At 72.0% G+C, this 24431-nt stretch carries 27 protein-coding genes and 1 pseudogene; 13 read left to right on the top strand and 15 right to left on the bottom strand.

The genetic code is table 11. The annotated features are described in order from the left end of the window. Nucleotides 1-30 precede the first annotated feature (30 nt). Nucleotides 31-1164, bottom strand: a complete 1134-nt coding sequence (locus ACLQ21_RS05380; RefSeq protein WP_425662223.1) for a thiamine pyrophosphate-dependent enzyme — start codon at nt 1162-1164, stop codon at nt 31-33. Then, the gene (locus ACLQ21_RS05375; protein WP_425662222.1) at nt 1161-2219 is read right to left on the bottom strand and encodes a histidinol-phosphate transaminase; all 1059 of its coding nucleotides are present in this window, start codon (nt 2217-2219) and stop codon (nt 1161-1163) included. The genes ACLQ21_RS05380 and ACLQ21_RS05375 overlap by 4 nt, the downstream gene beginning before the upstream one ends. 58 nt (nt 2220-2277) lie before the next feature. On the opposite strand from ACLQ21_RS05375, the gene ACLQ21_RS05370 reads away from it, so the two are divergent. Continuing rightward, on the top strand, nt 2278-2682 hold the full coding sequence (locus ACLQ21_RS05370; RefSeq protein ID WP_425662220.1) for a phage holin family protein: 405 nt from the start codon (nt 2278-2280) through the stop codon (nt 2680-2682). A gap of 149 nt (nt 2683-2831) precedes the next feature. On the opposite strand, the gene ACLQ21_RS05365 is transcribed toward ACLQ21_RS05370, so the two are convergent. Both ACLQ21_RS05365 and ACLQ21_RS05360 read right to left on the bottom strand, forming a co-directional pair. Beyond that, complete coding sequence (locus tag ACLQ21_RS05365; RefSeq protein WP_425662218.1) at nt 2832-4349, bottom strand: hypothetical protein; 1518 nt, start codon at nt 4347-4349, stop codon at nt 2832-2834. A gap of 16 nt (nt 4350-4365) precedes the next feature. After that, entirely contained in the window at nt 4366-4647 is a 282-nt protein-coding gene (locus ACLQ21_RS05360) for a hypothetical protein (protein WP_425662216.1), read from the bottom strand. Between the two features lie 101 nt (nt 4648-4748). On the opposite strand from ACLQ21_RS05360, the gene ACLQ21_RS05355 reads away from it, so the two are divergent. The 4 genes from ACLQ21_RS05355 (at nt 4749) to ACLQ21_RS05340 (ending at nt 8343) form a co-directional block, all read left to right on the top strand. Next, a complete protein-coding gene (locus ACLQ21_RS05355; protein ID WP_425662214.1) occupies nt 4749-5261 on the top strand; it encodes a low molecular weight protein-tyrosine-phosphatase in 513 nt (170 codons plus the stop codon). A 9-nt stretch (nt 5262-5270) separates the two neighbouring features. Beyond that, the gene (gene purB, locus ACLQ21_RS05350) at nt 5271-6650 is read left to right on the top strand and encodes an adenylosuccinate lyase (protein ID WP_425662212.1); all 1380 of its coding nucleotides are present in this window, start codon (nt 5271-5273) and stop codon (nt 6648-6650) included. 50 nt (nt 6651-6700) lie between these two features. Next, nucleotides 6701-7717, top strand: a complete 1017-nt coding sequence (locus tag ACLQ21_RS05345; RefSeq protein ID WP_425662210.1) for a zinc-binding dehydrogenase — start codon at nt 6701-6703, stop codon at nt 7715-7717. Between the two features lie 65 nt (nt 7718-7782). Next, complete coding sequence (locus tag ACLQ21_RS05340; protein ID WP_425662208.1) at nt 7783-8343, top strand: GAD-like domain-containing protein; 561 nt, start codon at nt 7783-7785, stop codon at nt 8341-8343. A gap of 105 nt (nt 8344-8448) precedes the next feature. Here ACLQ21_RS05340 and ACLQ21_RS05335 read toward each other — a convergent pair whose 3' ends face one another. From ACLQ21_RS05335 to ACLQ21_RS05320, 4 genes are all read right to left on the bottom strand, one after another. Then, nucleotides 8449-9954 carry a catalase gene (locus tag ACLQ21_RS05335; RefSeq protein ID WP_425662206.1) on the bottom strand — a complete coding sequence of 502 codons (1506 nt, stop codon included), beginning with the start codon at nt 9952-9954 and terminating at the stop codon, nt 8449-8451. 122 nt (nt 9955-10076) lie between these two features. Continuing rightward, nucleotides 10077-10496 carry a Fur family transcriptional regulator gene (locus tag ACLQ21_RS05330; protein ID WP_425662205.1) on the bottom strand — a complete coding sequence of 140 codons (420 nt, stop codon included), beginning with the start codon at nt 10494-10496 and terminating at the stop codon, nt 10077-10079. A gap of 16 nt (nt 10497-10512) precedes the next feature. Then, nucleotides 10513-11409 (bottom strand): sulfurtransferase, encoded by an 897-nt coding sequence (locus ACLQ21_RS05325; RefSeq protein ID WP_425662203.1) that lies wholly within the window; start codon nt 11407-11409, stop codon nt 10513-10515. A gap of 23 nt (nt 11410-11432) precedes the next feature. After that, nucleotides 11433-11984, bottom strand: a complete 552-nt coding sequence (locus ACLQ21_RS05320) for a hypothetical protein (protein WP_425662201.1) — start codon at nt 11982-11984, stop codon at nt 11433-11435. A 119-nt stretch (nt 11985-12103) separates the two neighbouring features. On the opposite strand from ACLQ21_RS05320, the gene ACLQ21_RS05315 reads away from it, so the two are divergent. Then, a complete protein-coding gene (locus ACLQ21_RS05315) occupies nt 12104-12994 on the top strand; it encodes a TIGR03619 family F420-dependent LLM class oxidoreductase (RefSeq protein WP_425662199.1) in 891 nt (296 codons plus the stop codon). Between the two features lie 18 nt (nt 12995-13012). Here ACLQ21_RS05315 and ACLQ21_RS05310 read toward each other — a convergent pair whose 3' ends face one another. The 3 genes from ACLQ21_RS05310 to ACLQ21_RS05300 are packed head-to-tail and all read right to left on the bottom strand — an operon-like array spanning nt 13013 to nt 14486. Continuing rightward, nucleotides 13013-13603, bottom strand: coding sequence for a hypothetical protein (locus ACLQ21_RS05310; RefSeq protein ID WP_425662197.1), 591 nt, complete (start codon nt 13601-13603; stop codon nt 13013-13015). Next, a complete protein-coding gene (locus ACLQ21_RS05305) occupies nt 13600-13908 on the bottom strand; it encodes an ABC transporter ATP-binding protein (protein WP_425662195.1) in 309 nt (102 codons plus the stop codon). Before ACLQ21_RS05305 ends, ACLQ21_RS05310 begins: the two co-directional genes overlap by 4 nt. After that, entirely contained in the window at nt 13905-14486 is a 582-nt protein-coding gene (locus ACLQ21_RS05300; RefSeq protein ID WP_425662193.1) for a hypothetical protein, read from the bottom strand. Before ACLQ21_RS05300 ends, ACLQ21_RS05305 begins: the two co-directional genes overlap by 4 nt. Before the next feature lie 78 nt (nt 14487-14564). Between ACLQ21_RS05300 and ACLQ21_RS05295 the strand changes: the two genes are divergently transcribed. The 6 genes from ACLQ21_RS05295 to ACLQ21_RS05270 all read left to right on the top strand — a co-directional run bounded on the left by ACLQ21_RS05295 (nt 14565) and on the right by ACLQ21_RS05270 (nt 18979). After that, nucleotides 14565-15785, top strand: coding sequence for an amidohydrolase (locus ACLQ21_RS05295; RefSeq protein ID WP_425662191.1), 1221 nt, complete (start codon nt 14565-14567; stop codon nt 15783-15785). Nucleotides 15786-15897: 112 nt separating this feature from the next. Then, nucleotides 15898-16473, top strand: coding sequence for an NADPH-dependent FMN reductase (locus tag ACLQ21_RS05290; RefSeq protein ID WP_425662189.1), 576 nt, complete (start codon nt 15898-15900; stop codon nt 16471-16473). Nucleotides 16474-16557: 84 nt separating this feature from the next. After that, the gene (locus ACLQ21_RS05285; RefSeq protein WP_425662187.1) at nt 16558-16824 is read left to right on the top strand and encodes a YciI family protein; all 267 of its coding nucleotides are present in this window, start codon (nt 16558-16560) and stop codon (nt 16822-16824) included. Beyond that, nucleotides 16824-18185: a dihydrolipoyl dehydrogenase family protein gene (locus ACLQ21_RS05280; protein ID WP_425662185.1), complete on the top strand. Its 1362-nt coding sequence runs from the start codon at nt 16824-16826 to the stop codon at nt 18183-18185. Before ACLQ21_RS05285 ends, ACLQ21_RS05280 begins: the two co-directional genes overlap by 1 nt. An 84-nt stretch (nt 18186-18269) precedes the next feature. Then, nucleotides 18270-18605, top strand: a complete 336-nt coding sequence (locus tag ACLQ21_RS05275) for a hypothetical protein (RefSeq protein ID WP_425662183.1) — start codon at nt 18270-18272, stop codon at nt 18603-18605. Next, entirely contained in the window at nt 18602-18979 is a 378-nt protein-coding gene (locus ACLQ21_RS05270) for a nuclear transport factor 2 family protein (RefSeq protein WP_425662181.1), read from the top strand. The genes ACLQ21_RS05275 and ACLQ21_RS05270 overlap by 4 nt, the downstream gene beginning before the upstream one ends. Before the next feature lie 4 nt (nt 18980-18983). Here ACLQ21_RS05270 and ACLQ21_RS05265 read toward each other — a convergent pair whose 3' ends face one another. From ACLQ21_RS05265 to ACLQ21_RS05255, 3 genes are all read right to left on the bottom strand, one after another. Continuing rightward, on the bottom strand, nt 18984-19892 hold the full coding sequence (locus tag ACLQ21_RS05265) for a DNA-formamidopyrimidine glycosylase family protein (protein WP_425662179.1): 909 nt from the start codon (nt 19890-19892) through the stop codon (nt 18984-18986). A 45-nt stretch (nt 19893-19937) separates the two neighbouring features. Next, nucleotides 19938-21110, bottom strand: coding sequence for an ATP-binding protein (locus ACLQ21_RS05260; RefSeq protein WP_425662177.1), 1173 nt, complete (start codon nt 21108-21110; stop codon nt 19938-19940). A gap of 97 nt (nt 21111-21207) precedes the next feature. Next, on the bottom strand, nt 21208-22200 hold the full coding sequence (locus tag ACLQ21_RS05255) for an NYN domain-containing protein (RefSeq protein WP_425662175.1): 993 nt from the start codon (nt 22198-22200) through the stop codon (nt 21208-21210). A 192-nt stretch (nt 22201-22392) separates the two neighbouring features. On the opposite strand from ACLQ21_RS05255, the gene ACLQ21_RS05250 reads away from it, so the two are divergent. Continuing rightward, nucleotides 22393-22674 carry a Fe-S cluster assembly protein HesB gene (locus ACLQ21_RS05250; protein WP_425662173.1) on the top strand — a complete coding sequence of 94 codons (282 nt, stop codon included), beginning with the start codon at nt 22393-22395 and terminating at the stop codon, nt 22672-22674. Between the two features lie 144 nt (nt 22675-22818). Here the strand turns inward: ACLQ21_RS05250 and dnaB are convergent. Beyond that, a pseudogene (gene dnaB, locus ACLQ21_RS05245) lies at nt 22819-24168 on the bottom strand (replicative DNA helicase); the annotation flags it as partial. Nucleotides 24169-24431 lie beyond the last annotated feature (263 nt).

Below are 24431 nucleotides of genomic sequence, written 5' to 3'. Positions count from 1 at the left end.
GCCCGGGCTTCGCGGTCTGGGTCTCGCTCGTCATGCATCGCCTCCGAAGCCGGCCTCGAACTCCGCGAGCGCCCGCTTCTGCTCGAGCACGAGCGGGTGGGGCTCGCTGTACACGTGGTCGAAGATGTCGTCGCTCGCGGCGGTGCCGGCCGCGAGCGTGCGGCGTCGCATGTCGGCGGCGAGCTCCGTCGCCTCCCGGTCCTGGTCGACGAGCGTCGCGTCGTCGACGCCGAGCTCGCGCAGGTGCGCTGCCAGGCGCGCGATGGGGTCGCGGCGGCGCCACGACTCCTCCTCGTCGGAGGGCCGGTAGCGGGTGGGGTCGTCGCTCGTCGTGTGCGCGCCCATCCGGTAGGTGTCGGCCTCGACGTAGCCGGGGCGTCCCTGCCTGGCCGCGTCGAGCATCCGCCGGGTGACCGCGAACGACGCGAGCGGGTCGTTGCCGTCGACCCAGGCGGCGTCGAGCCCGAAGCCGCGGGCGCGCTCGTGCAGCGGGAAGCGGCTCTGCCGCGACGACGGCACCGAGATCGCCCACTTGTTGTTCTGCACGAAGAAGACGATCGGCGCGTCGTAGCTGGCCGCGAAGACGAGCCCCTCGCTCGCGTCGCCCTGGCTCGCCGCCCCGTCGCCGTAGAACGCCATCACGGCCTCGTCGGTCGACGCATCCCCGGTGCCGCACTTGCCGTCGAAGCGGATGCCCATCGCGTACCCGGTCGAGTGCAGCGCGTGCGTGGCGATCACGAGCGAGTAGATGCGCATGCCGCGCGTCTCGAGCGGGTCCCAGCCGCCGTGCACGGCGCCGCGGAAGATGTCGATGATCTGCAGCATGTCGACGCCGCGGTGCAGCGCGATGAGGTGCTCGCGGTAGGAGGGGAAGAGCGTGTCCTGCTCGCGCGAGGCCCAGGCGGCGCCGACCTGCGCGCCCTCCTGGCCGATCGACGGCACCCACAGGCCGAGCTTGCCCTGCCGCTGCAGGTGGCCGGCCTCGATGTCGAAGCGGCGCGTGCGCAGCATCTCGCCGTGCATCGCGAGCCGGTCCTCGGTCGTCAGCTGCGCCGCGAGCTCGCGCCACTCGGCGTTCGCGTCGGACTCGACGAGCGAGCCGTCCGCGTCGAGCAGACGGATGGGCTCGGTCGCGACCTCGGCCGGGGTGTCGGCCCGCGTCACTGCAGCGCCTGGATCGCGACGGCGGCCGCGACGATGTGGTCGTCGGCCTCGGGCTCCCCCACCGAGATGCGCACACCGTCGGCGAAGACCTTCGCGACGATGTGGTTGGCGGTCAGGATGTCGTGGATCGCCTCCTCCTGGCCCGGCTGCGACGGCACCCAGACGAAGTTGCCGAACGGTCGAGGCACGGGCACGCCGGCGTCGACGAGGCGCTCCCAGAGAGCGTCGCGCTGCGCGATCAGCACCTCGATGCGGGCGTAGGTCTCGTCCCGGTGCGCGAGCGCGGCGAGTGCGGCGGCGGAGGCGAGCGCCGTCTGCGACAGCGGCACGCCGCAGAGGTCGGCGCCGCGCAGCACCTGGGGGTCGCCGACGGCGTAGCCGACGCGCAGGCCGGCGAGGCCGTGCGCCTTCGAGAACGTGCGCAGCACGACGACGTTCGCGTGCTCGCGCTGCAGCGCGATCCCGTCGATCGCCGACTCCTGCACGAACTCGATGTACGCCTCGTCGAGCATGATGAGCACCTCGGCGGGCACCCGGGCGATGAACGCGTCGAGCGCCGCGGCGTCGACGATCGTGCCGGTGGGGTTGTTGGGGCTGCAGACGATGACGGCGCGCGTGCGGTCGGTGATGGCGGCGGCCATGGCGTCGAGGTCGTGCGCGTGCTCGGCGTCGACGGGCACCTCGATCGCGGTCGCGCCGCCCGTGCGGACGAACAGCGGGTAGGCGTCGAAGGAGCGCCACGCGTAGACGACCTCGTCGCCGGGGCCCGCGACCGCGTGGATGAGCTGCTGCAGCAGGGTCGCCGAGCCGTCGCCGATGAGGATGCGTCCCGCGTCGACGCCGAGCTCGGTCGCGAGCGCCGCCTTGAGGTCGGGCGCTCCCGGCCGGGGGTAGCGGTTGACGCGCAGCGCCTCGCGCTGCACCGCCTCCACGACCGCGGGCAGCGGCGGGAACGGGTTCTCGTTGCTCGAGAGCTTGAAGCCCCCCTCGGGCGCCGGCCGGCCCTGCTGGTAGGGCGGCACGGCCGCGATCTCGGGTCGAAGTCGCACAGTCACCGGTTCAGGCTATTGCGCGCCGTGGCTCCCTCGGGGATATGGATGCGATGATCACCCCATGCGCTTCCTGCTCCGTGTGGTGTTCACCGCCCTGGCGATCTGGCTCGTGACCCTGTTCGTGCCGGGCATCCGCATCGAGTCGATCGGCAGCGCGTGGTGGGAGGTCGCGCTCACGACGCTCGGCGTCGCGCTGGTGTTCGCGCTCGTCAACGCGACGATCGGCAACCTCATCCGGATCGTGGCGTTCCCGCTCTACATCCTCACGATCGGCATCGTCGCCCTGTTCGTGAACGCGTTCCTGCTGATGATCGTGCACTGGCTCTCGGAGATGGTCGGCTTCGGCATCCACGTCGAGACGTTCTGGTGGGGCATGCTCGCCGCCGTCTGCATCGCCTTCCTCACCTGGTTGATCACGATCGTCACGCGCCCGATCTTCGGCAAGGAGCGGCCGCGGGAAAGGTGACCTCTCTCACGCTCGTCGAGTAGGTCGCGCAGCGCCCGTATCGAGACGGGGCCGGACGACGAGCCGAGCGGACGTGATCTCGATACGCGGGGGCTACGCCCCTGCTACTCGATCACCGGGGGTGCGGGGGCTGCGCCCCTGCTACTCGATCACCGGGGTGGGCGCGGGCTGCGCGTGAGCTCCACTCCCCACCCCGCCACCCCCTCCCCGCCGGCGGTCGACTCGCGCAGCCGCTCCGTGAAGGCCGCGACGAAGAAGTCGTCGCGCTGCGCCCGGATCAGCGTCTCGGCGTACTCCTCCCCCGAGTGCCGCGCGGCGAACCCGGAGCCGTGCCCGCCGGCGCTCTCGAGCGTCACCGTCACGGGCCCGTCCCCGTCGCCGATGCCGTCCATCGCCGCGGTCGGGTCGCCCACGTGCGCCACCGAGAGCACGGCGACGCCGGGTGGCAGCTCGGCGCCGGCCACTGGCCCGCCCACGAGCATCGCCGTCTCGATGCGGAAGCGCTCGCTCGCCGCGGCGTTCGCGGCCGCAGCGGCCCCCTGCGAGTAGCCGAACAGGTCGACCGGGTCGTTGGCGTCGATGCCCGCGGCCGCCATCGCCTGGGCGAGCGCCGCATCCGACCCGAGCAGGGTGCGGGGCGTCGATCCCGCGTTCTCGAGGTTCGCCGGCCCGTCGAGCCCGGTCGCGGAGTCCGGCAGCCACGACTCGGTGCCCCGCACGAACACCTGGAAGCGCCGGCTGCCGTCGCGCATGCGGTGCTCGTGGATCGTCACCTGGTCGTCCTGGCTGAGGATGACCCGCATCGCCTCACCGGGCGCCGACACGGGTCGCGAGGGCGTCGGCAGCGGCCGCACGGCGCCGGCCCGGACCGGCTGCAGCCCGGCGCCGGCCCGCAGGCCGAGGCCCGCGCCCGCGGCCAGCGCCGCGAACAGCTCGTCCTGCCCGATCATCGCCTCGAGCTTCGCGGCCGCCGGCTCCGGGATGCGCAGCAGCCCCGCGAGCGCCTCGTCGGTCGACTCCACCGCGAGGGCAAGCGCCGGCACGAACCCCGGCGTCGCGAGCAGCGCCTCCCCTGCGCGATCCCAGAAGTCGGCGGCCTGCGCCATGAACCGATCGAGCGGCACGCCGGCCGTGCGCGCGTGCCCGACGAGCGCGGCGACGTGCTGGGGATGCGTCACCGCGAGTCGAGCGACGAGCGGCACGGTCACGAGGCCGGCGGCGACCGCGGCGCCGGCGCCCAGCAGCAGCAGCGGGGACGACAGACCAAGGGCTGCTGCGACGAGGGCGGGCGTCGCAGCCCCGAGCCCCCAGGCGACCGAGGCCGCGACCTCCTCGACGAGCCGCAGCACCGCATCGGAGGCGAGCTCGTATGCGCGGCCGGCGAGCATCGTGTCGTCGTGGAGCCGCTCGAGCTCGACGACGAGCGCCGTGCCGGCGGCGATGCGCGCGTCGAGCTCCGCCGAGCACGCCCTGAGCCCGGCGACGTCGATGCCCGGAGCCGGGTCGAGTGGCAGCGACGGCGCCGCGCGCAGCGCGACCACGGCGCAACGCGCCGTCCAGCCGGCGTCGCGCAGCCGGGCGCAGGCGACGCCCGTGACGGTCTGGTCCCAGGCGACCGTCCTCGCGCCGAAGTCGCCCCCGCCGCCCACGCGCTCGATCGTCGTCATGCCTGCGCCACCGAGGTCATGCCGCCCCCTCGATCGCGAGCGCCAGCATCCGCAGCTCGTGCTCCTCGGCCGCGAGCCGGTCGTGCAGGGCGAGCCCGCGCGCGTCGAAGGCGTCCCTCGCCGGCCCCAGCCAGCCGTCCTGGCCCCGCAGCAGCACGAGCGCGCCCGCGTCGTCGAGCAGCCGCGCGGCCCGTCGCACCGCTGCCGCGACCGCGTGCGCCTCTGCCGCGGCCTTCGCCCCGGCAGCCGCGGCAGCCGCATCCGTCATCGTCCTCGTCACCTCCCGAGCACGGACCATCGCACCTCCGCCGCCTCGCGCGGGCGACGTCGAGCGCCGGCTGTGGAGGGATCCACGCGCACCCGCGCCGGCACGGGCCCCGCGTTTGCCACAATGGGCGCGTGACCATCCACCGGGAGTTCGCCGATGCGACGCGCTTCCGCGTCGTGTTCGTGTGCACCGGCAACATCTGCCGCTCCCCGATGGCCGCCGCCGCGTTCGAGCGGCTCGCGCAGCGGCACGGCGTCGCCGACCGCCTGCTCGTCGCGAGCGCGGGGATCAGCGAGTACCACGTGGGCGAGACCGCCGACCCGCGCACGCTCGCCGTGCTCTCCGCGGCGGGCTACGAGGGCGGCGCCCATCGGGCCAAGCAGTTCAAGCCGCGCTGGCTCGACGACTTCGACCTCGTGATCGCGTTCGACCGCGGTCAGGAGCGGGCGCTGCGCTCGCTCGCGCGCGGCGACGAGCAGCTCTCGAAGATCCGCCTGCTGCTCTCGTTCGACCCCGACGCCGCCGGGCAGGACGTGCCAGACCCCTACTACTCGGAGGACGCCTTCTTCGGCACCGTCCTCCGCCAGATCGAGACCGCCGTCGGCAGGCTGTTCCGCCAGATCCAGCCCGCCATGCGCCCCTGAAGGAGCCCCATGCCCCTGCCCATCCAGCCCCTCTCCCCGCTCGACGGCCGCTACCAGCGGCAGACGTCGGCGCTCGCCGAGCACCTCTCGGAGGCGGGCCTCAACCGGGCGCGCGTGCACGTCGAGGTGGAGTGGCTGCTGTGGGTGGCGGAGCACCGCCTGTTCGGCGCGACGCCGGTCGAGCCGGCCGATGCCGAGGCGCTGCGCGCGTGGGCCGCAGGCTTCGGGCAGGCGGAGATCGACTGGCTCGCCGCGAAGGAGGCGGTCACGCGTCACGACGTGAAGGCCGTCGAGTACCTCGTCCGCGACCGCCTGCAGCAGCAGGGGCTCGAGCGGCTCTCCGAGGCCGTGCACATCGCCTGCACGAGCGAGGACATCAACAACCTCTCGTACGCCCTCACGATCAGCGCGGCCGTGCGCGACGTCTGGATGCCCGCCTTCCGAGCCGTGATCGACCGGTTGCGCGAGCTCGCGCTCGAGCAGCGCGACCGCCCGATGCTCTCGCTCACGCACGGGCAGCCCGCGACGCCGACCACGCTCGGCAAGGAGCTCGCGGTGGTCGTATGGCGGCTGGAGCGGCAGGCGAAACGCATCGAGCAGGTCGAGGTGCTCGGCAAGTTCGCCGGCGCCACCGGCACGTTCTCGGCCCACGTCGTCGCCGAGCCCGGCGCGGACTGGCCGGCCACCGCATCCGCCTTCGTCGAGCACCTCGGCCTCACCTGGAACCCGCTCACCACTCAGATCGAGTCGCACGACTGGCAGGCCGAGCTGTTCGGCGCCATCTCGCACGCCGGCCGCATCCTGCACAACCTCGCGACCGACGTGTGGACGTACATCATGCTCGGCACGTTCACGCAGATCCCGGTCGAGGGCGCGACGGGCTCGTCGACGATGCCGCACAAGATCAATCCCATCCGCTTCGAGAACGCCGAGGCGAACCTCGAGATCGCCTCGGCGCTGCTCGAGTCGCTCTCCGCGACGCTCGTCACGAGCCGCCTGCAGCGCGACCTCACCGACTCGTCGACGCAGCGCAACGTCGGCGTCGCGCTCGGCCACTCGCTGCTCGCGCTCGACAACCTCCGTCGCGGGCTCGGCGAGATCGCCGTGTCGGATGCGTCGCTCGACGCCGCGCTCGACGGCAACTGGGAGGTGCTCGCCGAGGCGATCCAGACGGTCATCCGTGCCGAGGTGCTCGCCGGCAGCTCGTCGATCGACGACCCGTACGCGCAGCTGAAGGAGCTCACGCGAGGACAGCAGGTCGGGCAGGAGCAGCTAATCGCGTTCGTCGACGGCCTCGACATCTCGGATGCGGCGAAGGACCGGCTGCGCCGCCTCACGCCGGCGGCGTACACGGGCGTCGCGAGCGAGCTCGTCGACCGCCTGCCGTAGCGAGCGCGGCCGGCGCGGCCGGGGCGGCCGCCGCGTGCCAGGCTGGAGGCATGCGAGCGACGATCCTGCACGGCCCCGGCGACATCCGCGTGGAGACGTGGGCCGACCCATCCATCGAGCGTCCGTCCGACGCGATCGTGCGAGTGGTCGCCGGGTGCGTGTGCGGCTCCGACCTCTGGCCGTACCGCGGCGCGAATCCCGTGCACGAGCCGAGGACGATCGGGCACGAGGCCATCGGCGTCGTCGAGGCCGTGGGAGCCGAGGTCGCGCGCGTCCGCGTCGGCGACTTCGTGATCGTGCCGTTCGACCACTGCTGCGGCCGCTGCGTGCACTGCCTCGCCGGCCAGACGCAGGGCTGCGTCGAGCTGGCCATGACCGCGAGCGGCCAAGCCGAGCTGACGCGCGTCACGAACGCCGACGCCACGTGCTTCGTGCTCGACGAGGCGCCCGACGCCGAGCAGCACGCGGCCGTGCTCGCGCTCAGCGACGTGCTGCCGACCGGCTACCACGCGGCTGTCTCGGCAGGCGTGGCGCGGGGCTCGACGGCGGTCGTCGTCGGTGACGGCGCGGTCGGCCTGTGCGGCGTGCTCTCGGCACGCCGGCTCGGAGCCGAGCGCATCATCGCGCTCTCGCGCAACCCCGCGCGGCAGCGCCTCGCCACCGAGTTCGGCGCCACCGACCTCGTGGCCGAGCGCGGCGACGACGCCGTCGAGGCGGTGCGCGAGCTGACCGACGGGGTGGGGGCGGATGCCGTGCTCGAGTGCGTCGGCACCGAGCAGTCGATGCTCACGGCGTTCCGCGTCGCACGCCCCGGCGCGACCGTCGGCTTCGTCGGCGTGCCGCACGGCACGCAGATCCCCTGGCCGACCGCCTTCCGCGGCAACATCGGCCTGCGCGGCGGCATGGCGCCCGTCGTCCGCTACCTGCCCGAGCTCGTGCCGGCGGTGCTCGCGGGCGAGCTCGACGCATCCGCCGTCTTCGACCTCGAGCTGCCGCTCGACGACACCGCTGACGCCTACCGCGCGATGGACGAGCGGCGAGCGATCAAGGTGCTGCTGCGCCCCTGAGGCTCGAGAGGGTCGACGCCGCGATCGGCGAGCGCACGCAGGGAGGCGATGCGTAGGGTCGAGCCGTGATCGAGATCCCGGACTTCGTCCCGCGCGCTCCCGTGCCCCCCGACCTGATCGACGCGTACCGCGACCGCGTTCCGGAGGACCTGGTCGAGCTGTGGCGGCGGTACGGCTTCGGGACGTTCGCCGAAGGCTTCGTGCGCATCATCGACCCTCGGGTCTACGAGGCGGGCATCGGCGACATCCTCGGCAAGGTCACGGGACGGCGCATCGCCATCCCGATCATGGCGACCGGGCTCGCCGACGTGATCACCTGGGATCCGGGCGATGGCGTCACGGGCATCAGGTACCGCAAGGAGGACACCACCGGCCTCGGCTCGAAGGTCTCGACCTTCGTGAAGCTCACGGTGGGCGGTGGCGCGCAACACCTCGAGCGGAAGTTCGACTGGGCGCTGTTCCCGCAGGCGGTGGCGAAGCACGGCGCGCTCGCCTTCGACGAGTCGTTCGTGTTCGTGCCGCTGCTGTCGCTGGGCGGACCGAAGGACGTCGATCACCTGCAGCCGCGCAGGACCATCGAGGCGATCCGCACGATGGTCGAGTTCCAGGGCATCATCGAGCACTGACCGGGGCGAGCGGCTTCGCTCCGCGCGCGGCCAGGTGCTGGCCGCGGGCCCGACGCATGGCGGCCCGCCCCGGCGATCCGGGGCGGGCCGCGTGCAGCGGTCGGCCTAGAAGACGGCGGGCGCGCGCACCGGCTCGGACGCGAGCGACGAGCGCGGCTCCTCGATGGGCGTCAGTCCGGCCTCGACGAGCGCACCGAGCGCCGCATCGACGTTCTTCCAGTACTGGATCGCGCGCTCGCGGATCTCGGGCACGCGCGTCTTGCCGACGTGGCCGACGATGTTCGCGATTAGGCGCTCGCGCTCGGGGATCGTCAGCACCTCGCGCACGAGCGTGCCGGCCTGGCCCCAGTCGTCGTCCTCGGGGTGCAGCGTGACGGCCGAGCGCACGAGCTCGCCGTCGTTCTGCCACCCGCGGTCGTCACCGGCCGCGCCCGCATCCGCCGCCGGTCCGCCGAAGGAGTTCGGCGCGTAGACGGGCGTGCTCGGCGAGGCGAAGGTGTGGCGCAGCTGGCCCGCCTTGTCGTACGACTGCACCTCCGCGGCCCGTGCGCGGTTGACCGGCAGCTCGGCGTGGTTGGCGCCGATGCGGTAGCGCTGCGCGTCGGCGTAGCTGAAGATGCGCGCCTGCAGCATCTTGTCGGGGCTCGCCGCGATGCCGGGCACGAAGTGCGCTGGCGAGAACGCCGCCTGCTCGATCTCGGCGAAGTAGTTCTCCGGGTTGCGGTCGAGGATCATCTGGCCGACCTCGATGAGCGGGTAGTCGCCGTGCGGCCAGACCTTCGTCAGGTCGAACGGGTTGAAGCGGTAGGTCGCCGCGTCCTCGTAGGGCATGACCTGCACCGACAGCGTCCACGACGGGAAGTCGCCGTCCTCGATCGCCGAGTACAGGTCGCGGATGTGATGATCGGCGTCGCTGCCCGCGAGCTGGTCGGCCTCCTCCTGCGTGACGAAGTCGTTGCCCTGGTTCGTCTTGAAGTGGTACTTCACCCAGAAGCGCTCGCCCGCGGCGTTGATCCACTGGTACGTGTGCGAGCCGAAGCCGTCCATGTTGCGCCACGTCTTGGGCAGGCCGCGGTCGCCCATGAGCCACGTCACCTGGTGCGCCGACTCGGGCGAGAGCGTCCAGAAGTCCCACTGCATGTCGTTGTCGCGCAGGTTCGAGCCCGGCAGGCGCTTCTGCGAGCGGATGAAGTCGGGGAACTTGATGCCGTCGCGGATGAAGAAGACGGGGGTGTTGTTGCCGACGAGGTCGTAGTTGCCCTCGCTCGTGTAGAACTTCAGCGAGAAGCCGCGCGGGTCGCGCCACGTGTCGGGGCTGCCCTGCTCGCCGGCCACGGTGGAGAAGCGGGCGAGCATCTCGGTCTCGACGCCCTGCTGGAACAGCGCGGCGCGCGTGTAGCGCGAGACGTCGTGCGTCGTGACGAAGCGACCGTAGGCGCCGCCGCCCTTGGCGTGCACCACCCGCTCCGGCACGCGCTCGCGGTTGAAGTGCGCGAGCTTCTCGACCAGGTAGTGGTCGGTGAGCGCGATCACGCCGTCGGCGCCGACGCTCTGCGAATGCGCGTCGCTCGCGATCGGTGTGCCGACGCTGTTCGTGGTGGGAGTCGTCATGCTTCCTCTTCCTCTTCGTGTCTCGGTGGGTCCGCTGAGCGGGTCTGTGGGCACGGCACGGCGACGCCGTGCACGGCGGGTGGATGGGCGACGGTGCCCGGGCGGGATCGGTGCGGTGCGCGTCAGGCCGACTGGGCGCAGTCCGCGCACAGGCCGACGAACGTCACCTCTGCCGCCTGCACGGTGAACCCGGGGGGCGCATCCGCGTGCATGCAGGGCGCCTCGCCGACGACGCAGTCGACGTCGTCGACTCGCCCGCAGCTCGAGCACACGGCGTGGTGGTGGTTGTCGCCGACCCGCCGCTCATAGCGCGCGGCGGAGCGGGCGGGCTCGAAGCGGCGCACGATGCCGGCGCCCGTGAGGTCGCCCAGCACGTTGTGCACCGATTGCACCGAGGTCTCATTGCCCGCATCGGCGAGCGCGCGGTGCACGCCCTCCGCGTCGGCGTGCGGCAGCCGATCGAGCACGCCGAGCACGGCGAGGCGCCCCTGCGTCACGCGCAGGCCGCGCGCTCGCAGCAGTTCGGCATCCGGCTCGGTCATGCCTCCACCGTAGCCGCTATCGTGAATCAGTCAAAAGAATCGGCGGCTGCGGCGTTTCGCGCTCCGCGGGTCGTCCGGCCCCCGTCGCGACCGGTCGACCGGAGTCGCGACGGCCCCACTCCGACCACGAGCCGTCGTAGACGGCCGCCTCACGACCGGTCAGCGTGGCGGCAAGCGCGAGCACGGCGGCCGTGACGCCCGAGCCGCAGCTCGCGATGATCGGCCGCTCGCCCGCCGCGTCGCGCAGCCGGGCGGCCAGCTCCTCGGGAGGCAGCAGGCGGCCTGAGGGTGCGATGGCCGCGTAGTGCAGCGAGCGCGCGCCGGGCATGTGACCGGCGCGCACCCCTTCTCGCGGGTCCGGCTCCGCGCCGGTGAAGCGGCTGGGCGAGCGGGCGTCGAGCACCGCGGCCTCGCCGGTCGCGAGCGCCGCGGCCGTGGCGTCGGCGTCGACGAACGCCGACGCATCCCACGCCACGGTGACGTCGCCCTCACGACCGAGATCGCCCGCGACCGGGGCGAGCGGATGCCCTGCGGCGACCCAGGCGGGCAGTCCCCCGTCGAGCACGGCGGCGTCGATGCCCGCCGCCCGCAGCATCCACCAGGCTCGGGCGCTCGAGAACATCCCGGCAGCGTCGTAGGCGACGACGCGGTCGCCCGTGCGGATGCCGATCGCGCGGAGCGCGCGCTCGAACTCGTGGGGCGCGAGCATGTCGTGCACGCCGACCGGACCGAGGCCGTCCGTCTCGTCGCTCCTCGACATCGCGCCCTCGATGTCGAACCGGACCGCGCCCGGGATGCCGTCCACGGGCAGCGGCTCGTCAGAGCCCGGGGGCGCCATGCTGGCGTCGACGACCACGAGGTCGCCTTCGCCGCTGTGCTCCGCCAGCCAGTCGACGGAGACGAGATCGCGCATGCGCCCCATCGTGCCAGGCGCGGCTACTTCTTCTTGTCCTTCTTCTCGTCGACGATGCCGCCGATCAGGCCACCGATCGCTCCGCCGAGGGTGGCTCCCGCGGGCCCGCCGATGAGCGCGCCGATCCCGGCGCCGATGCCCGCGAGGCTCGAGCCGTAGCTCTGCCGCGCGATCGTCACCGTCGTCGATCCGTCGTCGCCGGGTGACACCTCGAACGAGCCGACGGCGGCCGACGCGACGACCAGCGCGACCGGGCTCGCAGTGCCGCTCGCGGCCATCCGGTCGTAGATGCTCCGCGACTCGAAGAACGCGCGCTGCGCGTCGCCCTTGCCCTCGCCGGCCTCGAAGCCGATCCGGTACAGGTCCAGCAGCGTCCTGGCCTCGTCGCCGCTGATGAGCTCGGCCGTCTGCAGCCGGTCGAGGATGGCCTCGTGGTCGGTGACCAGGTCGCCCTTCGACGACTCCATGACCCGCCGCGCCTCCGCGCGGGTCGCGTGCATCAAGCCGGCGATGTCGGTGCCCAGGTACGGGCCCTGGTGCCAGCCATGGTGCGGGCCCTGGTCCATCGTGCTCATCGGGTGCCTCCTCATCGAGCCTGGGCTCAGTGAAGCACCGCGGATCGGGTCGGGATAGGGGCGAGTCGGGTGCCGACATCGAGCGCCCGGTCGATCGCGAGAGCGCCTACCGTTGCCCCATGGATGTCGGATTCGGCCTGCCGGTCTCCGGGGGTTGGGCGACCCCGGAGAACGTGCTCACCGTCGCCAGACGGGCGGAGGAGCTCGGCTACTCGACGCTGTGGACGTTCCAGCGCCTGCTGGTGCCCGCGGCGACGCCGCTGCCGCCGGTGTACACGAGCGTCCTCGATCCGGTGGTGACGCTCGGATACGCCGCGGCGATCACCGACCGCATCGAGCTCGGGACCGCGATCGTCAACGCACCGTTCCTCGCGCCGGTCGTGCTCGCCAAGCAGCTGGCCACCCTGGACGTGCTCGCGCGCGGCCGGGTGCTGGCAGGGCTCGGCCTGGGCTGGGCGCGGGAGGAGTTCGCAGCGGTCGGCGTCCCCTTCGAGCAGCGCGGGGCCAGGGCCGAGGAGTATCTGCGCTGCCTGGACGCGATCTGGTCCGACGACCCGGTGCGCTTCGACGGCGAGTTCTATCGGGTGCCGCCGTCCACGATCCTTCCGAAGCCCGTGCGGCGCCCGCCCGTGCTGCTCGGCGGCGATGCGCCTCGAGCGCTGGACCGGGTCGGTCGCATGGCCGACGGATGGATCAGCCGCAGCCAGTTCGACCTCCGCGAGCTGGGCCCCGCCGTGGCTCGGGTGCGGGCCGCCGCCGAGCGCGCAGGCCGCGACCCCGAGGCGCTCCGCTTCGTGTGTCGGGGCGTCGCGGTGGTGGGTCCCCGGAGCCGACTGCTCACCGGGACCCTCGCAGCGATCCGCGACGACCTTCCTGCGTTGGCGGCGCAGGGCATGACGGAGGTGTTCATCGACCTGAACTTCGATCCGGCGGTCGGGCACCCCGACGTCGACCCGGAGGACGCGCTCCGCCACGCGCTCACCGTGCTGACGGCGCTCGCTCCCGGCTGACCGACCGTCGCACGGGCGTCAGCGCTGCTCGTCGGGGAACGACGTGATGATGTGGCCGCTGCCGAGTCCGACGCCGACCGTCACCATCCAGGACCGCTCCGCGCGGCCGCCGTCGATGTACTCGACCAGCACGTCGTAGTTGACGATGTTGTCGCGGTACGGCTCGACGCGCGTCGGCTGCTCCAGCGCGCGGTCGATCGCGAACCACGCGACGTCCTCCCAGCCCACGCCCACGAGCGCCGCCAGCTCGTCGAAGTCGCCGGTGTGCCCGTCGGCGATGTGGCGCCAGCCCGCGCCGTCGGCATTGCCGCACCTGAGCTCCGCGTCACCCGCTGGCACGTCGAGCGCCGCCCATGCCGCGCGGTCGAACGTCTCGAGCGTCTCGCGACCGCCCCGGCCGTCGCAGACCTCGGTGCCGCCGACGTCGTCCGCGACGGGGTCGAGGATGCGGCCGCCCGCGGCGAGGTGCGGACCCTCGGGAGCGAGCTGCGGAGCGGACTCGCCCGAGGTCGGCAGGGGCGCGACGGTGCGCTCGGCCGCGGTGGGCAGCGGCGAGCATCCGGCGATCGCCACGACGGCGAGGGCGCCGAGCAGCGCCGCGGGCCTCACGGTTCGAAGCCCTCGCGCTTGTCGAGGTCGGCGGCCGAGCGGCCCTTGGGCTTGATCGCGAGCATCAGCGTCGCCGTGATGAGCAGCGTGCCGATGAAGGCGACGCCGAAGAAGATGAGCGCGAGCACGATGTCGCGCATCGACAGCAGCACGACGAACCCCACGAAGACGCCGGCGGCGCCCGCGAACGCGAGGTACTCGAAGGGCTTGAGCTGCTGCCGTCGCGTCGGCTGGATGGGACCGTCGGGACGGCGGTGATCCTTGCCGTCCGATCGCTGGCCGTCCGGTCGCTGGTCGTCGGTCATGCCTTGCTCCGCTCCGTGGTGGTGCGCGCGGGGCGTGCGGAGAGCGCCGCGAGCGCGTGATAGACGCCGACGATGACGGCGTAGGCGCCGAGCAGGCCGGTCAGGGTGACGGCGTCGCGGACGAACAGGAACACGACGCCGAGCAGGATGGTGAAGACGCCGACCGCTCGCCAGTCGCGGGCGAGCCGCAGCGCGCGCGGCTCGGTCTCGGCGCGCATCCGCCACCAGCCGAGCAGCTCGAGCGCGCCGGCTGGCACGGCCCACGCCCCCACCGTGAGCGCCAGGGTCAGCTCGCTCGCATCGAGCACGGCGACGGCGATCGCGATGCATGCGAGCAGCGCCGTCCATGCGGCCGTGACCGCGGGCCAGCGACCTGCCTGCGCCGGCACGAGGGATCGACCGAGCCAGAGGGCGGCCGCGGTGCCGACGAGCAGCACGATGAGCGCGATGAATCCGACGATCGGCGAGTGCAGCTGGATGAACGGCAGCGGCAGCCCGACGGCGAGCGCGGGGACGGCTCGCATCGCAGGGAGGTGCCAGGGGTGCCATCCCTGCGAGGGGCTCGGCGTGGCGGTCACGGCTCTCCTCACAGTTCCCCTCGATCCTACCGGTCGCCCTGCAGGGCCCCGCGGGCGGTCGCGGCGTAGCCTGGCCGCATGACGCTCGAGAACCACCGCCCGTTCATCGAAGACCTCTACCGCGAGCTGCACGCGAGCCCCGAGCTCTCGAACCGCGAGCACCGCACCGCTGCCCGCATGGCGGAGCTGCTGCGCGAGGCGGGCTTCGAGGTCCACGAGGGCGTGGGCGAGTCGACGGGCGTCGTCGGGGTGCTGCGGCGCGGCGAGGGGCCGACGGTGCTGCTGCGCGCCGACATGGACGGCCTGCCGGTGACCGAGGTCGAGCAGGTGCCCTACCGGTCGACGGCGACCGACGTCTTCGACGGCCAGAGCATCGGCGTGATGCACGCGTGCGGCCACGACACTCACATGGCGGCGCTGCAGGGTGCGCTCCGGATCCTCGTCGACCAGGACGACTGGTCGGGCACGGTCCTCGCGGTGTTCCAGCCCGCCGAGGAGACGATGGACGGGGCGCTGGGCATGCAGGCGGCGCTCCGCGAGCGCTTCCCCGAGGGCATCGACGTGGCCCTCGGCCAGCACGTCATGCCGGGCGCCGCCGGCGAGGTGCGCAGCGCCGCCGGACCCGTGATGGCGGCGAGCGACCACCTCATCGTCACCGTGCACGGCCGCGGCGGTCACGGCTCGCAGCCCGAGAAGACGATCGATCCGATCGTGCTCGCGGCGACGATGGTGGTTCGGCTGCAGACGATCGTCTCGCGCGAGGTCGCGCCCTCCGACCGCGCCGTCGTCACGGTCGGCACGTTCCACGCCGGCACGAAGCAGAACATCATCCCCGACTCCGCCCGCTTCGAGATCAACACCCGCACCTTCGAGGAGCCGGTCCGGCGGCGCATCCTGACCGCGATCGAGCGCATCGTGCAGGGCGAGTGCCACGTTGCGGGTGCGCCGCCTGCCACGATCACGCGCGGCGACATCGCCCCGCTCACGATCAACGACGAGGCGGCGGCGGCGCGCGTCGGCGAGGCGTTCGACGCCGCCTTCGGCGACCGGCACGACGTGCAGCAGCCGCTGCTCGGCTCCGAGGACTTCAGCTACCTCGCCGACGCCTGGGGCGCGCCGTACGTCTACTGGATGTACGGCGGCTTCGATCCCGAGATCGTGGCTGCCGCCCGCGAGCGCGGGACCTTCGACGTCGACGTGCCGTCGAACCACTCCCCCGACTTCATCCCGGTGCTGCAGCCGACGCTCGACACCGCGACGACGGCGATGGTGACGGCGGCGCGCGCGTTCCTCGCCTGACATCGCCGACGGTCGGCTGGCGCGGCGGGAATATCTGACATCCGACAGCGCGTTGGCCCTGACGGCGCACAGAGCTGAGCGCCGTCCCCGCACCACTTCCTCGAGGAGACTCATGTCTGCACGCGCCCAGATCGGCATCATCGTCGGCAGCACCCGTCCCGTCCGCGTCGGTCGACCCGTCGCCGATGAGATCGCGACGCTCGTCGGGACCGCCGGCGGCGACGCCGTCATGCTCGACCTGGCGGAGATCCGCCTGCCGCTGCTCGACGAGGCGCTGCCGCCGGCCTCGGGCGTGCGCACCCAGCCGCACACCATCGCGTGGGCCGAGCAGATCGAGGCGCTCGACGGCGTGATCTTCGTCACGCCCGACTACAACAGCGGCTACCCGGCCGCGCTGAAGAACGCGATCGACTACCTCAAGACCGAGTGGAGCGCGATGCCCGCGCTCGTCGTGTCCTACGGTTGGGCCGGCGGCGCGTCCGCTGCCGCGCAGCTCACGTCGGTGCTCAGCTACATCGGCCTCCAGGTGCAGGGCGACGGCGTGCAGATGCCGTTCCAGCCCACCGACTTCGACGAGTCGATGCAGCTGATCGACGCCGCAGCGTTCGTCGGCCGCTCGGCCGAGGCGCTCGCCGCCGCGGTCGCCCAGGTCGTCGAGGTCTCGGCGCACGAGCTCGTCTCCGCCTGACCCGAGCACCCTCGAGGGGCGGATGCGCGGCCGACCGGCCGTCGCATCCGCCCTCGCTCGTCGCGCGACACCTAGGCTGAGGACATGATCGCCGTCATCCTCTCGTTCACCGACGACCCCGCCCGCCTCGAGCTTCGCCCCCGCCACCGCGAGCTCCTGGGCGAGATGCACGAGCAGGGGCTGCTGGTCGCCGCCGGCCCCTTCGCCGACCAGTCCGGCGCGCTGCTGCTGTTCGAGACCGACGACGTCGCAGAGGTGAAGACCGCGCTCGCGCGCGACCCGTACTACGGCGCACCCGGCGTGCAGATCGTCACCATCCAGCCGTGGACGGTCGTGACGGGAGCCGTCTGATGACCGCCCGGCTCGACACCGATGTGCTGGTGGTCGGCTGGGGCAAGGCCGGCAAGACGCTCGCCCGCACGCTGGGATCTGCGGGCAGACGCGTCGTGCTCGTCGAGCGCGACGACACGATGGTCGGCGGCACCTGCATCAACGTCGCGTGCGTGCCCACGAAGGCCCTCGTGCACCAGGCGGAGGGCCGGCGCGAGGACGACGACGCCGACGCCTACCTCGCGCGCGCCATCGCGTCGCGCGACGGGCTCGTCGAGCGGCTGCGCGCCGCCAACCACGGCATGCTCGCGACGGTCGACGCCGTCACGCTCGTGCGCGGGGAGGCGGCATTCACCGGCGAGCGGACCGTCCGGGTCACCGGTGGCGAGGAGCGGCTCGAGATCGTCGCCGACCACGTCGTCGTCGGCACGGGCACCATGCCGCGCCGTCCGGGCATCCCCGGCGATGACGGCCCGCGCGTGCACGACTCGACGAGCATCCAGCACCTCGATGCGGTGCCCGAGCGGCTCGCGATCGTGGGCGCCGGCACCGTCGCGCTCGAGTTCGCGAGCATGTTCGCCCGCTTCGGCAGCGCCGTGACCGTCGTCGCGCGCGGCGCCGGCATCCTGCCGCGTGAGGACGACGACGTGCGCGCGTCGATGGTGGATGCGCTCACGGATGCGGGCGTGCGGATCCTGGTGCACGCGGACCCAGAGCGGATCGACGACGACGGCGCTGAGGCGACGGTCGTGACGAGCGCGGGCACGGTGGCCGCCGATGCGGTGCTGCTCGCGACCGGTCGGACGCCCGCGACCGCGGCGCTCGACCTCGCGGCCGCCGGCATCGACGAGGACGAGCGCGGCTACATCGTCGTCGACGAGCTGCTGCGCACGAGCGCCGACGGGGTGTGGGCGGTCGGCGACGTCAACGGCGGCCAGCAGCTCACCCCCGTCTCGCTCGACGACCACCGCATCGTGCTCGCGCAGCTGACGGGCGGTGCGCCGCGCGACCGGGACGACCGGATCGCCGTGCCGACGACCGTCTTCACGACCCCGCCGCTCGGTCGCGTCGGCGTGACCGAGCGCGAGGCCCGCGAGCAGGGCCGCAGTGTCGTCGTCGGCGCGAAGCCGGTGGCGTCGATCGCTGCCATGCCGCGGCCGAGAGCCGTGGGCGAGACGCACGGCATCATCAAGCTCGTCGTCGACGCCGAGACGGATCTCGTGCTCGGCGCCGCCCTGCACACGATCGACGCGCAGGAGGTCATCAACCTCGTCGCGCTCGCCATGCGGGCCGGCGTGACGGCGACGCAGCTGCGCGAGGGCATCTGGACGCATCCGTCATCGACCGAGGCACTCAACGAGGTGCTCGCCGACCTGCGCTGAGCATGATCCGATGGCTTCCCCGCGGCCCGCTCGCAGTCGACAATGGCGCACGAGTGGCGGGCCGGACCGAGGAGCGGGCTGAACATGATCGCACGGATGTGGATCGGCGTGGTCGCGCGAGCGGACCGCGACGCCTACGTCGCCTACGTTGAGGAGACCGGGGTGGGCGAGTATCGCCGGTCGCGGGGCTGCACGCTCGCGACGATCCTCACGCGCGACCTCGATGGGTCGCGCACCGAGGTGACCGCGTTCAGCCTGTGGGAGAGCGTCGCCGACATCCAGGCGTTCGCGGGGGACGACATCTCGGCGATGGTCATGTACCCGGAGGACGTGCGGTACCTGATCGGAGACTCGGAGCTGCGCCACTACGAGGTGGCGAGCCTGCCAGATGGCAGCCGACACTCGGGAGGTCTTCCGTGAACAACGACGAGGTCGCTCGCGCGTTCTCGGGCCACAGGTTCGAGGAGGCCTTCGACCGCCTCGCGGAGGACGTGGTCTGGAACCTCGTGGGCGAGGCGCGACTCGAGGGCCGAGCCGCCGTGATCGCGGCGTGCCGGGAGACGACCGACGGACTGCGGGGCGCGACGGTCACGTGGCTCCGGTTCGTCTCCACCGGTGACGGCGACGCCGTCGCGGTGGACGTCGTGGGCCGGTACGCCGAGGAAGCGGGCGTGTCGGCCGTCTCGTCGTGCGACGTCTTCGAGTTCTCCGACGGCATGATCAGCGCGATCACCTCGTATGCCGCCGAGCTCGCTCCGGACGACCCGCAGCTGACCGCGGTCGCCCGCGCGTGACCGGTCAGCGGCGCACGCCGAGCCGCGACAGCACCCGATCGGCGAGGATCTTGCCGCCGGTCTGGCACGTCGGGCAGTACTCCAGGGTGCTGTCTGCGTAGATGACCTGTCGCACGACGTCGCCGCACACGGGGCACGCCTCGCCCTTGCGGCCGTGCACGCGCATCCCCTGCCGCTTCTCGCTCTTGAGCGACGACGCCTTCACTCCGTGTGCCCGCTCCACGGCGTCGCCCAGCACGTCGCGCAGCGCGGCGTAGAGACGGTGCACCTCGTCGGGGGGCATGGATGCCGGATGGAACGGCGACATGCGAGCGGCATGCAGGATCTCGTCCGAGTAGGCGTTGCCGATGCCCGCGATGCGCTGCTGGTCGCGCAGCACCCCTTTGATCTGCGCCCGGCCCGCGTGCTCGAGGATCGTCGCGAAGCGCTCCTCGGTGAAGGATGCGTCGAGGGGCTCGGGTCCGAGGGTCGCGATCGACATGACCTGGTCAGGATGCGCGACGACGTGGATCGCGAGTCGCTTCTGCGTCGCCTGCTCGGTCACGTCGAACCCGTCGCCGCCGATCCCCTCGTCGCCGTCGGGGCGCTCGAGGATGAGCCGCGCCGCGAGCGGCCCCCTGCCCTTGCCTGCGGTCGGCGTGGGCGCCGCGGTGCGCCACCGGATCCAGCCCGAGCGAGCCAGGTGCAGCACGAGGTGCAGCGCGCGTGGCTCCTCCTCGCGCTCGACGTCGATGACGAGGTGCTTGCCTCGGCGGCCGACTCCCGTGATGACGCCGCGCTCGAGCGCATCGATGGGCGGATCGAAGGTCTTGAGCGCGGCGACCTCGGCGATCTGCACGCGCCGGATCGTGCGGCCGACCAGGCGCTCGCCGAGGTCGGTCGCCAGCGCCTCCACCTCTGGCAGCTCCGGCATGGGGTCATCCTGCCCGATGCCGGTGACCTGCGCACGCGACGGCGGTCAGTCGGGTCGGCGCAGGTCCGGCTCGGTCTTCGGGAACGTCGACTTCGCAGTTCGCTGCAGCGTGGACGCGACGACGTGCTCACGCAGGTAATCCCGCAGGTACGGCAACGTGAACTCCACCTTCCCCCACCCTGCGCCGTCGATGAGCCCTGCGGTGATCAAGCGGTGGCGATACACCGACGCGTACTTCGTCTCGACGCCCATGCGATTCGCGACATCGCCCAGCCTCGACGGCCCCTCGTCGTGGGCCATGGCCGCGAGGAACGTGCGATCAGTGGCGGACAACTTGGTCAGGGACGGAGCATGGATGTTGCTCCCCATGGTGCGATGTGCGCGACGCGAGGCGGCGCGCACTGCCACTGGCGTGATCTCGTCCTCCTCCGGAGACTCCGCCCAGGCGTACGAGCCGATCGCCTGCACCAAGAACGGATACCCGCGAGACGCAAGGGCGGCCTGCTCGAGCGCCTCGGCGGCGATCGTCCGTCCCGCCGTGTGGATCGGCTCGCGCAACGCCCGCATCGTCTCGTCGAGCGTCAGCGAGTCGAGCTCGATGAGCGTCGCGCGGCGAAGGAACGTGGTCCCCTTGTCCTGAAGCACCTCGTCGATGCTTCCCGGCAGACCGGCGCCGACGAACGCGACGTCGAACTCCTCCCGTTGCAGGTGCTGCAGCGCGATCGTCAGTGGCCTGATCTGGTCGACGACGTCTCCATGGATCTCGTCGAGCGTGATCAGCACTCCCACGCGCTGATCGGCCGCGACTCTGCAGAGCCGCGTCAGCTGATCGCGGAGGTCCTGCTCTGGCCGGTGCTCCTCCGCTACCCGCGTGCTGAGCGAGACGCTGGAGATCCCACCGCCGATGAGGTGCCGGGTGAGCCCGTCTGGGTCGTGTTCACGCAGCAGGCGCGGAAGGACCGTTCGAGTGAGGCTGTCGACGAGATCGAGCCGTGCCGTCTCCGAGATGACGAACCACCCAGCGCCCCGCGCAGCATCCTCGATGGCGTTGAGCAGCACGGTCTTGCCGATTCCCCTCAGTCCTCGAATCAGGCTGGTGCGCTCGGGCGCCCAAGCGCCGCTCGTGAACGTGTCCGCGAACCGCGCCACGAGATCGTCGCGGCCGGCCAGGACCGGCGGAGTGCGCCCAAAGCTCGGGCGGAACGGGTTATCGCTCACGCACCGATCGTAGCTTTAGAGTCTTTAGAAAGACACCTGTCTTTAGACGCTTTAGAAGCGGACCCTCGCCGCCTCCGTGACGCATGCCGAAGTGGCCTCAGTCTCCCTTCAGCTGCAGCAGTCGCGCCTGGCCCTCCTCGCGCATGTCCACGACGTCGCCCCTGGCGGTCACGAAGTCGGTGAACGAGCGGTGGCCGAGCGACTTCTCGTTGAACACGGGGTCCATGCGCTTCATCTGCTCCTTGACGACGTTCGCGTGCAGCCACTCGTCGTCGTTCTTCTGGTGCAGGATGCGCATGGCTCGCTCGAGCAGTCCGGTCGCGGCGTCGCCGCGCTGCGCAGTGGTCATCGCGACCTCGTCGGTCTCTGCCGCGACGGATGCGCTCGACGCGCGCCGGCTGCGGCGACCCCGCTTGGGCGCCTCCTCGGCGACCTGCTCGGCCTCCGCCACGATCACCTCCGCCTCGGCGGGGGTCGGCTCGGGCGCATCCACCTCGGGCTCGGGCTCGTCGATCTCGACCGGCTCGATGCCGGGCAGCGCGTCGTAGTCGGCGAACTCGTCGCAGGCGGCGGCGAGCGACTTCGACGTGGAGCCGGCGACGCCGATGCCCACCATGAAGCGGCCGAGCCGCTTCGTGCGCTGGGCGAGGGCGATGTAGTCGCTGTCGCCGGCGACCACGACGACGTGCGTGATGTGGTCGAGGCGGAAGAGGTCCTCGACCACGTCGATGGAGAGGCGGATGTCGGCGCCGTTCTTGAGCGAGCGCGTGGTCGGGAACATCTGCACGAGGTCGACGGCGCGGCCGAGCAGCTGGTCGCGGTACGCGGCGTGCGCGGGCACCGACCAGTCGGCGTAGGCGCGGCTGAGCACGATCGAGCCGTAGCTGGATGCGTAGTCGATGATGGCGCCGAGGTCGACGGTCGCCTGCGAGAAGCGGGTGCGGGCCTTCGACTCGCGGCCGTCGGTGGCGAGCGTGCGCACCTTGTCGGAGTGGAAGGCGCCACGACCGTGGATCTGGTCGTAGCGCGAGATGAGGATGTTGTCGAAGTCGATGTAGACGGCGACACGCGCCTCGGTGTCAATGGGCATGCAGCCAGTCTGTCAGCCCACCACACGGTTCCCTGCCGGAAGACATCGGCGGAGTCGACGCAGAAGGGGGCGAGCCGCCGCTGGCGGGATTGCCCATCGTCACGGCGCCGACACGCCCGACCGGCCATCGCGGCTTGCGATCTGCCCGCATCCTCGGCATCGTGGCCGGCTCGCCAACGGAGAGGAGCAGCCATGCTCACCCTGACCGAGAACGCCCAGTCCATCATCACCGGCATCGTCGACGGCGCGCAGGCGCCGCAGACCGGCGGCATCCGCATCGCGCAGGATGTCAGCGGCGCGGGGCTCAACGTCACCGTCGCCGAGGCGCCGCAGGCCGAGGACCAGGTGGTCGAGACGTCGGGCGCGAAGGTCTTCCTCGACCCGTCGGCAGCGGTCGCCCTCGACGACAAGGTGCTGGACGCCTCCGCGACCCCGGACGGGCGAGTCGACTTCGCGATCGGCCAGCAAGCCTGATCCGCACGTGAGAAGGCCCGGGTCGGATGTCGACCCGGGCCCTCTCGCGTGTCAGCCCTCGACGGGCGGCGGCGGGCCGTAGGGGATGCCGCCGAAGGGCGTGCCGCCGGGCGCCATGCCCGAGCCGCCGTCGCCGCCCATGCCGGGCGCGATGTCGACGAAGCGGGCAAGGTGGCCGTGGAAGGCGACCGGGATCGTCTTCGTCGGGCCGCCGCGGTGCTTCGCGACGATGATGTCGGCCTCGCCGGGGCGGATGTCGCGGTCGTACGCGTCTTCGCGGTGCAGCAGCATCACGATGTCGGCGTCCTGCTCGATCGAGCCGGACTCGCGCAGGTCGCTGATCGCTGGCTTCTTGTCGCCGCGCTGCTCGGGACCACGGTTCAGCTGCGACAGCGCGATGACCGGCACCTGCAGCTCCTTGGCGAGCAGCTTGAGCGAGCGGGAGAACTCCGAGACCTCCTGCTGGCGCGACTCGACCTTCTTGCCGCTCGTCATCAGCTGGAGGTAGTCGACGACCACCATCTTCAGGCCAGCCTGCTGCTTGAGCCGGCGGCACTTCGCACGGATCTCGACGAGCGTGAGGTTCGGGCTGTCGTCGATGTAGAGCGGGGCGTCGTTGATGCGACCGCGCACCTGCGCGAGCGTCGTCCAGTCGCGGCCCTCGATCGCTCCCTTGCGCAGCTTCTGCAGCAGGATGCTCGACTCCGCCGACAGCAGCTTCATCGCGATCTCGGTGCGGCCCATCTCGAGCGAGAAGAAGACCGACGGCATGTCGTTCTTGATCGAGCACGAGCGCACGAGGTCCATCGCCAGCGTCGACTTGCCGAGGCCGGGTCGCGCCGCGACGACGATGAGCTGCCCGGGGTGCAGTCCGTTCGTGAGCTCGTCGAGCTCGCGGAAGCCCGTCGGCACCCCGGTCATGACGCCGTCGAGGCCCTTCGCGGCCTCGATCTCCTCGATCGCCGACTCGACGGCGAGGCTGAGCGGCACGTAGTCCTCGGACTGGTCCTCCCCCATCACCGAGTAGATCTCGGCCTGCGCGTGGTTCACGAGGTCGGTGACCTCGCCCTCCGAGGCGTAGCCCATCTGCACGATGCGGGTGCCCGCCTCGACGAGCCGACGGAGCACGGCCTTCTCGGCGACGATCTCGGCGTAGTACCCGGCGTTGGCCGCCGTCGGCACCATCGACGTGAGCGAGTGCAGGTACTGCACGCCCCCGGCGCGCGAGAGCATCGCGGTCTTCGTCAGCTCGTCGGCGACGGTGATGACGTCAGTCGGCTCGCCCCGCGAGTACAGCGACAGGATCGCCTCGTAGACGATCTCGTGCTTCGGCTGGTAGAAGTCGTTGCCGCGCACGGTCTCGAGGCAGTCGGCGACGGCGTCCTTCGACAGCAGCATGCCGCCGATCGCCGACTGCTCGGCGAGCATGTCGTGCGGCGGGGTCCGCTCGCTGTAGCGGCTCTCGTCGAGGCCGATCTCCGCAAGATCCGTCATGCACATCCCCCTCGTCCGCCCGACCATGGCGCAGGCCGCCCACGCCGATCGATCGAGGGAGCCTCGCACAGGCTAGGAGGGCTGGTGGGCCACGTCGAATCGGCCCTGTGGAGAGCCCTGTGGAGGGCTGTGGACAAGCGGGCGAAACGCCGAGGCATGGAGCAGTCCTGTTCTCCACCCCTGTGGACAAATCTGTGGAATCGAACTGTGGATAGCGACGCAAACAGCCTCTGACCGGGCATTTCTCTTTCCACATTCAGTGT

Source organism: Agrococcus sp. DT81.2, from assembly GCF_049844935.1.
GTDB lineage: Bacteria > Actinomycetota > Actinomycetes > Actinomycetales > Microbacteriaceae > Agrococcus.
Note: the sequence above shows the minus strand (reverse complement) of the source record. Positions and strands in the feature narration are given on the sequence as shown.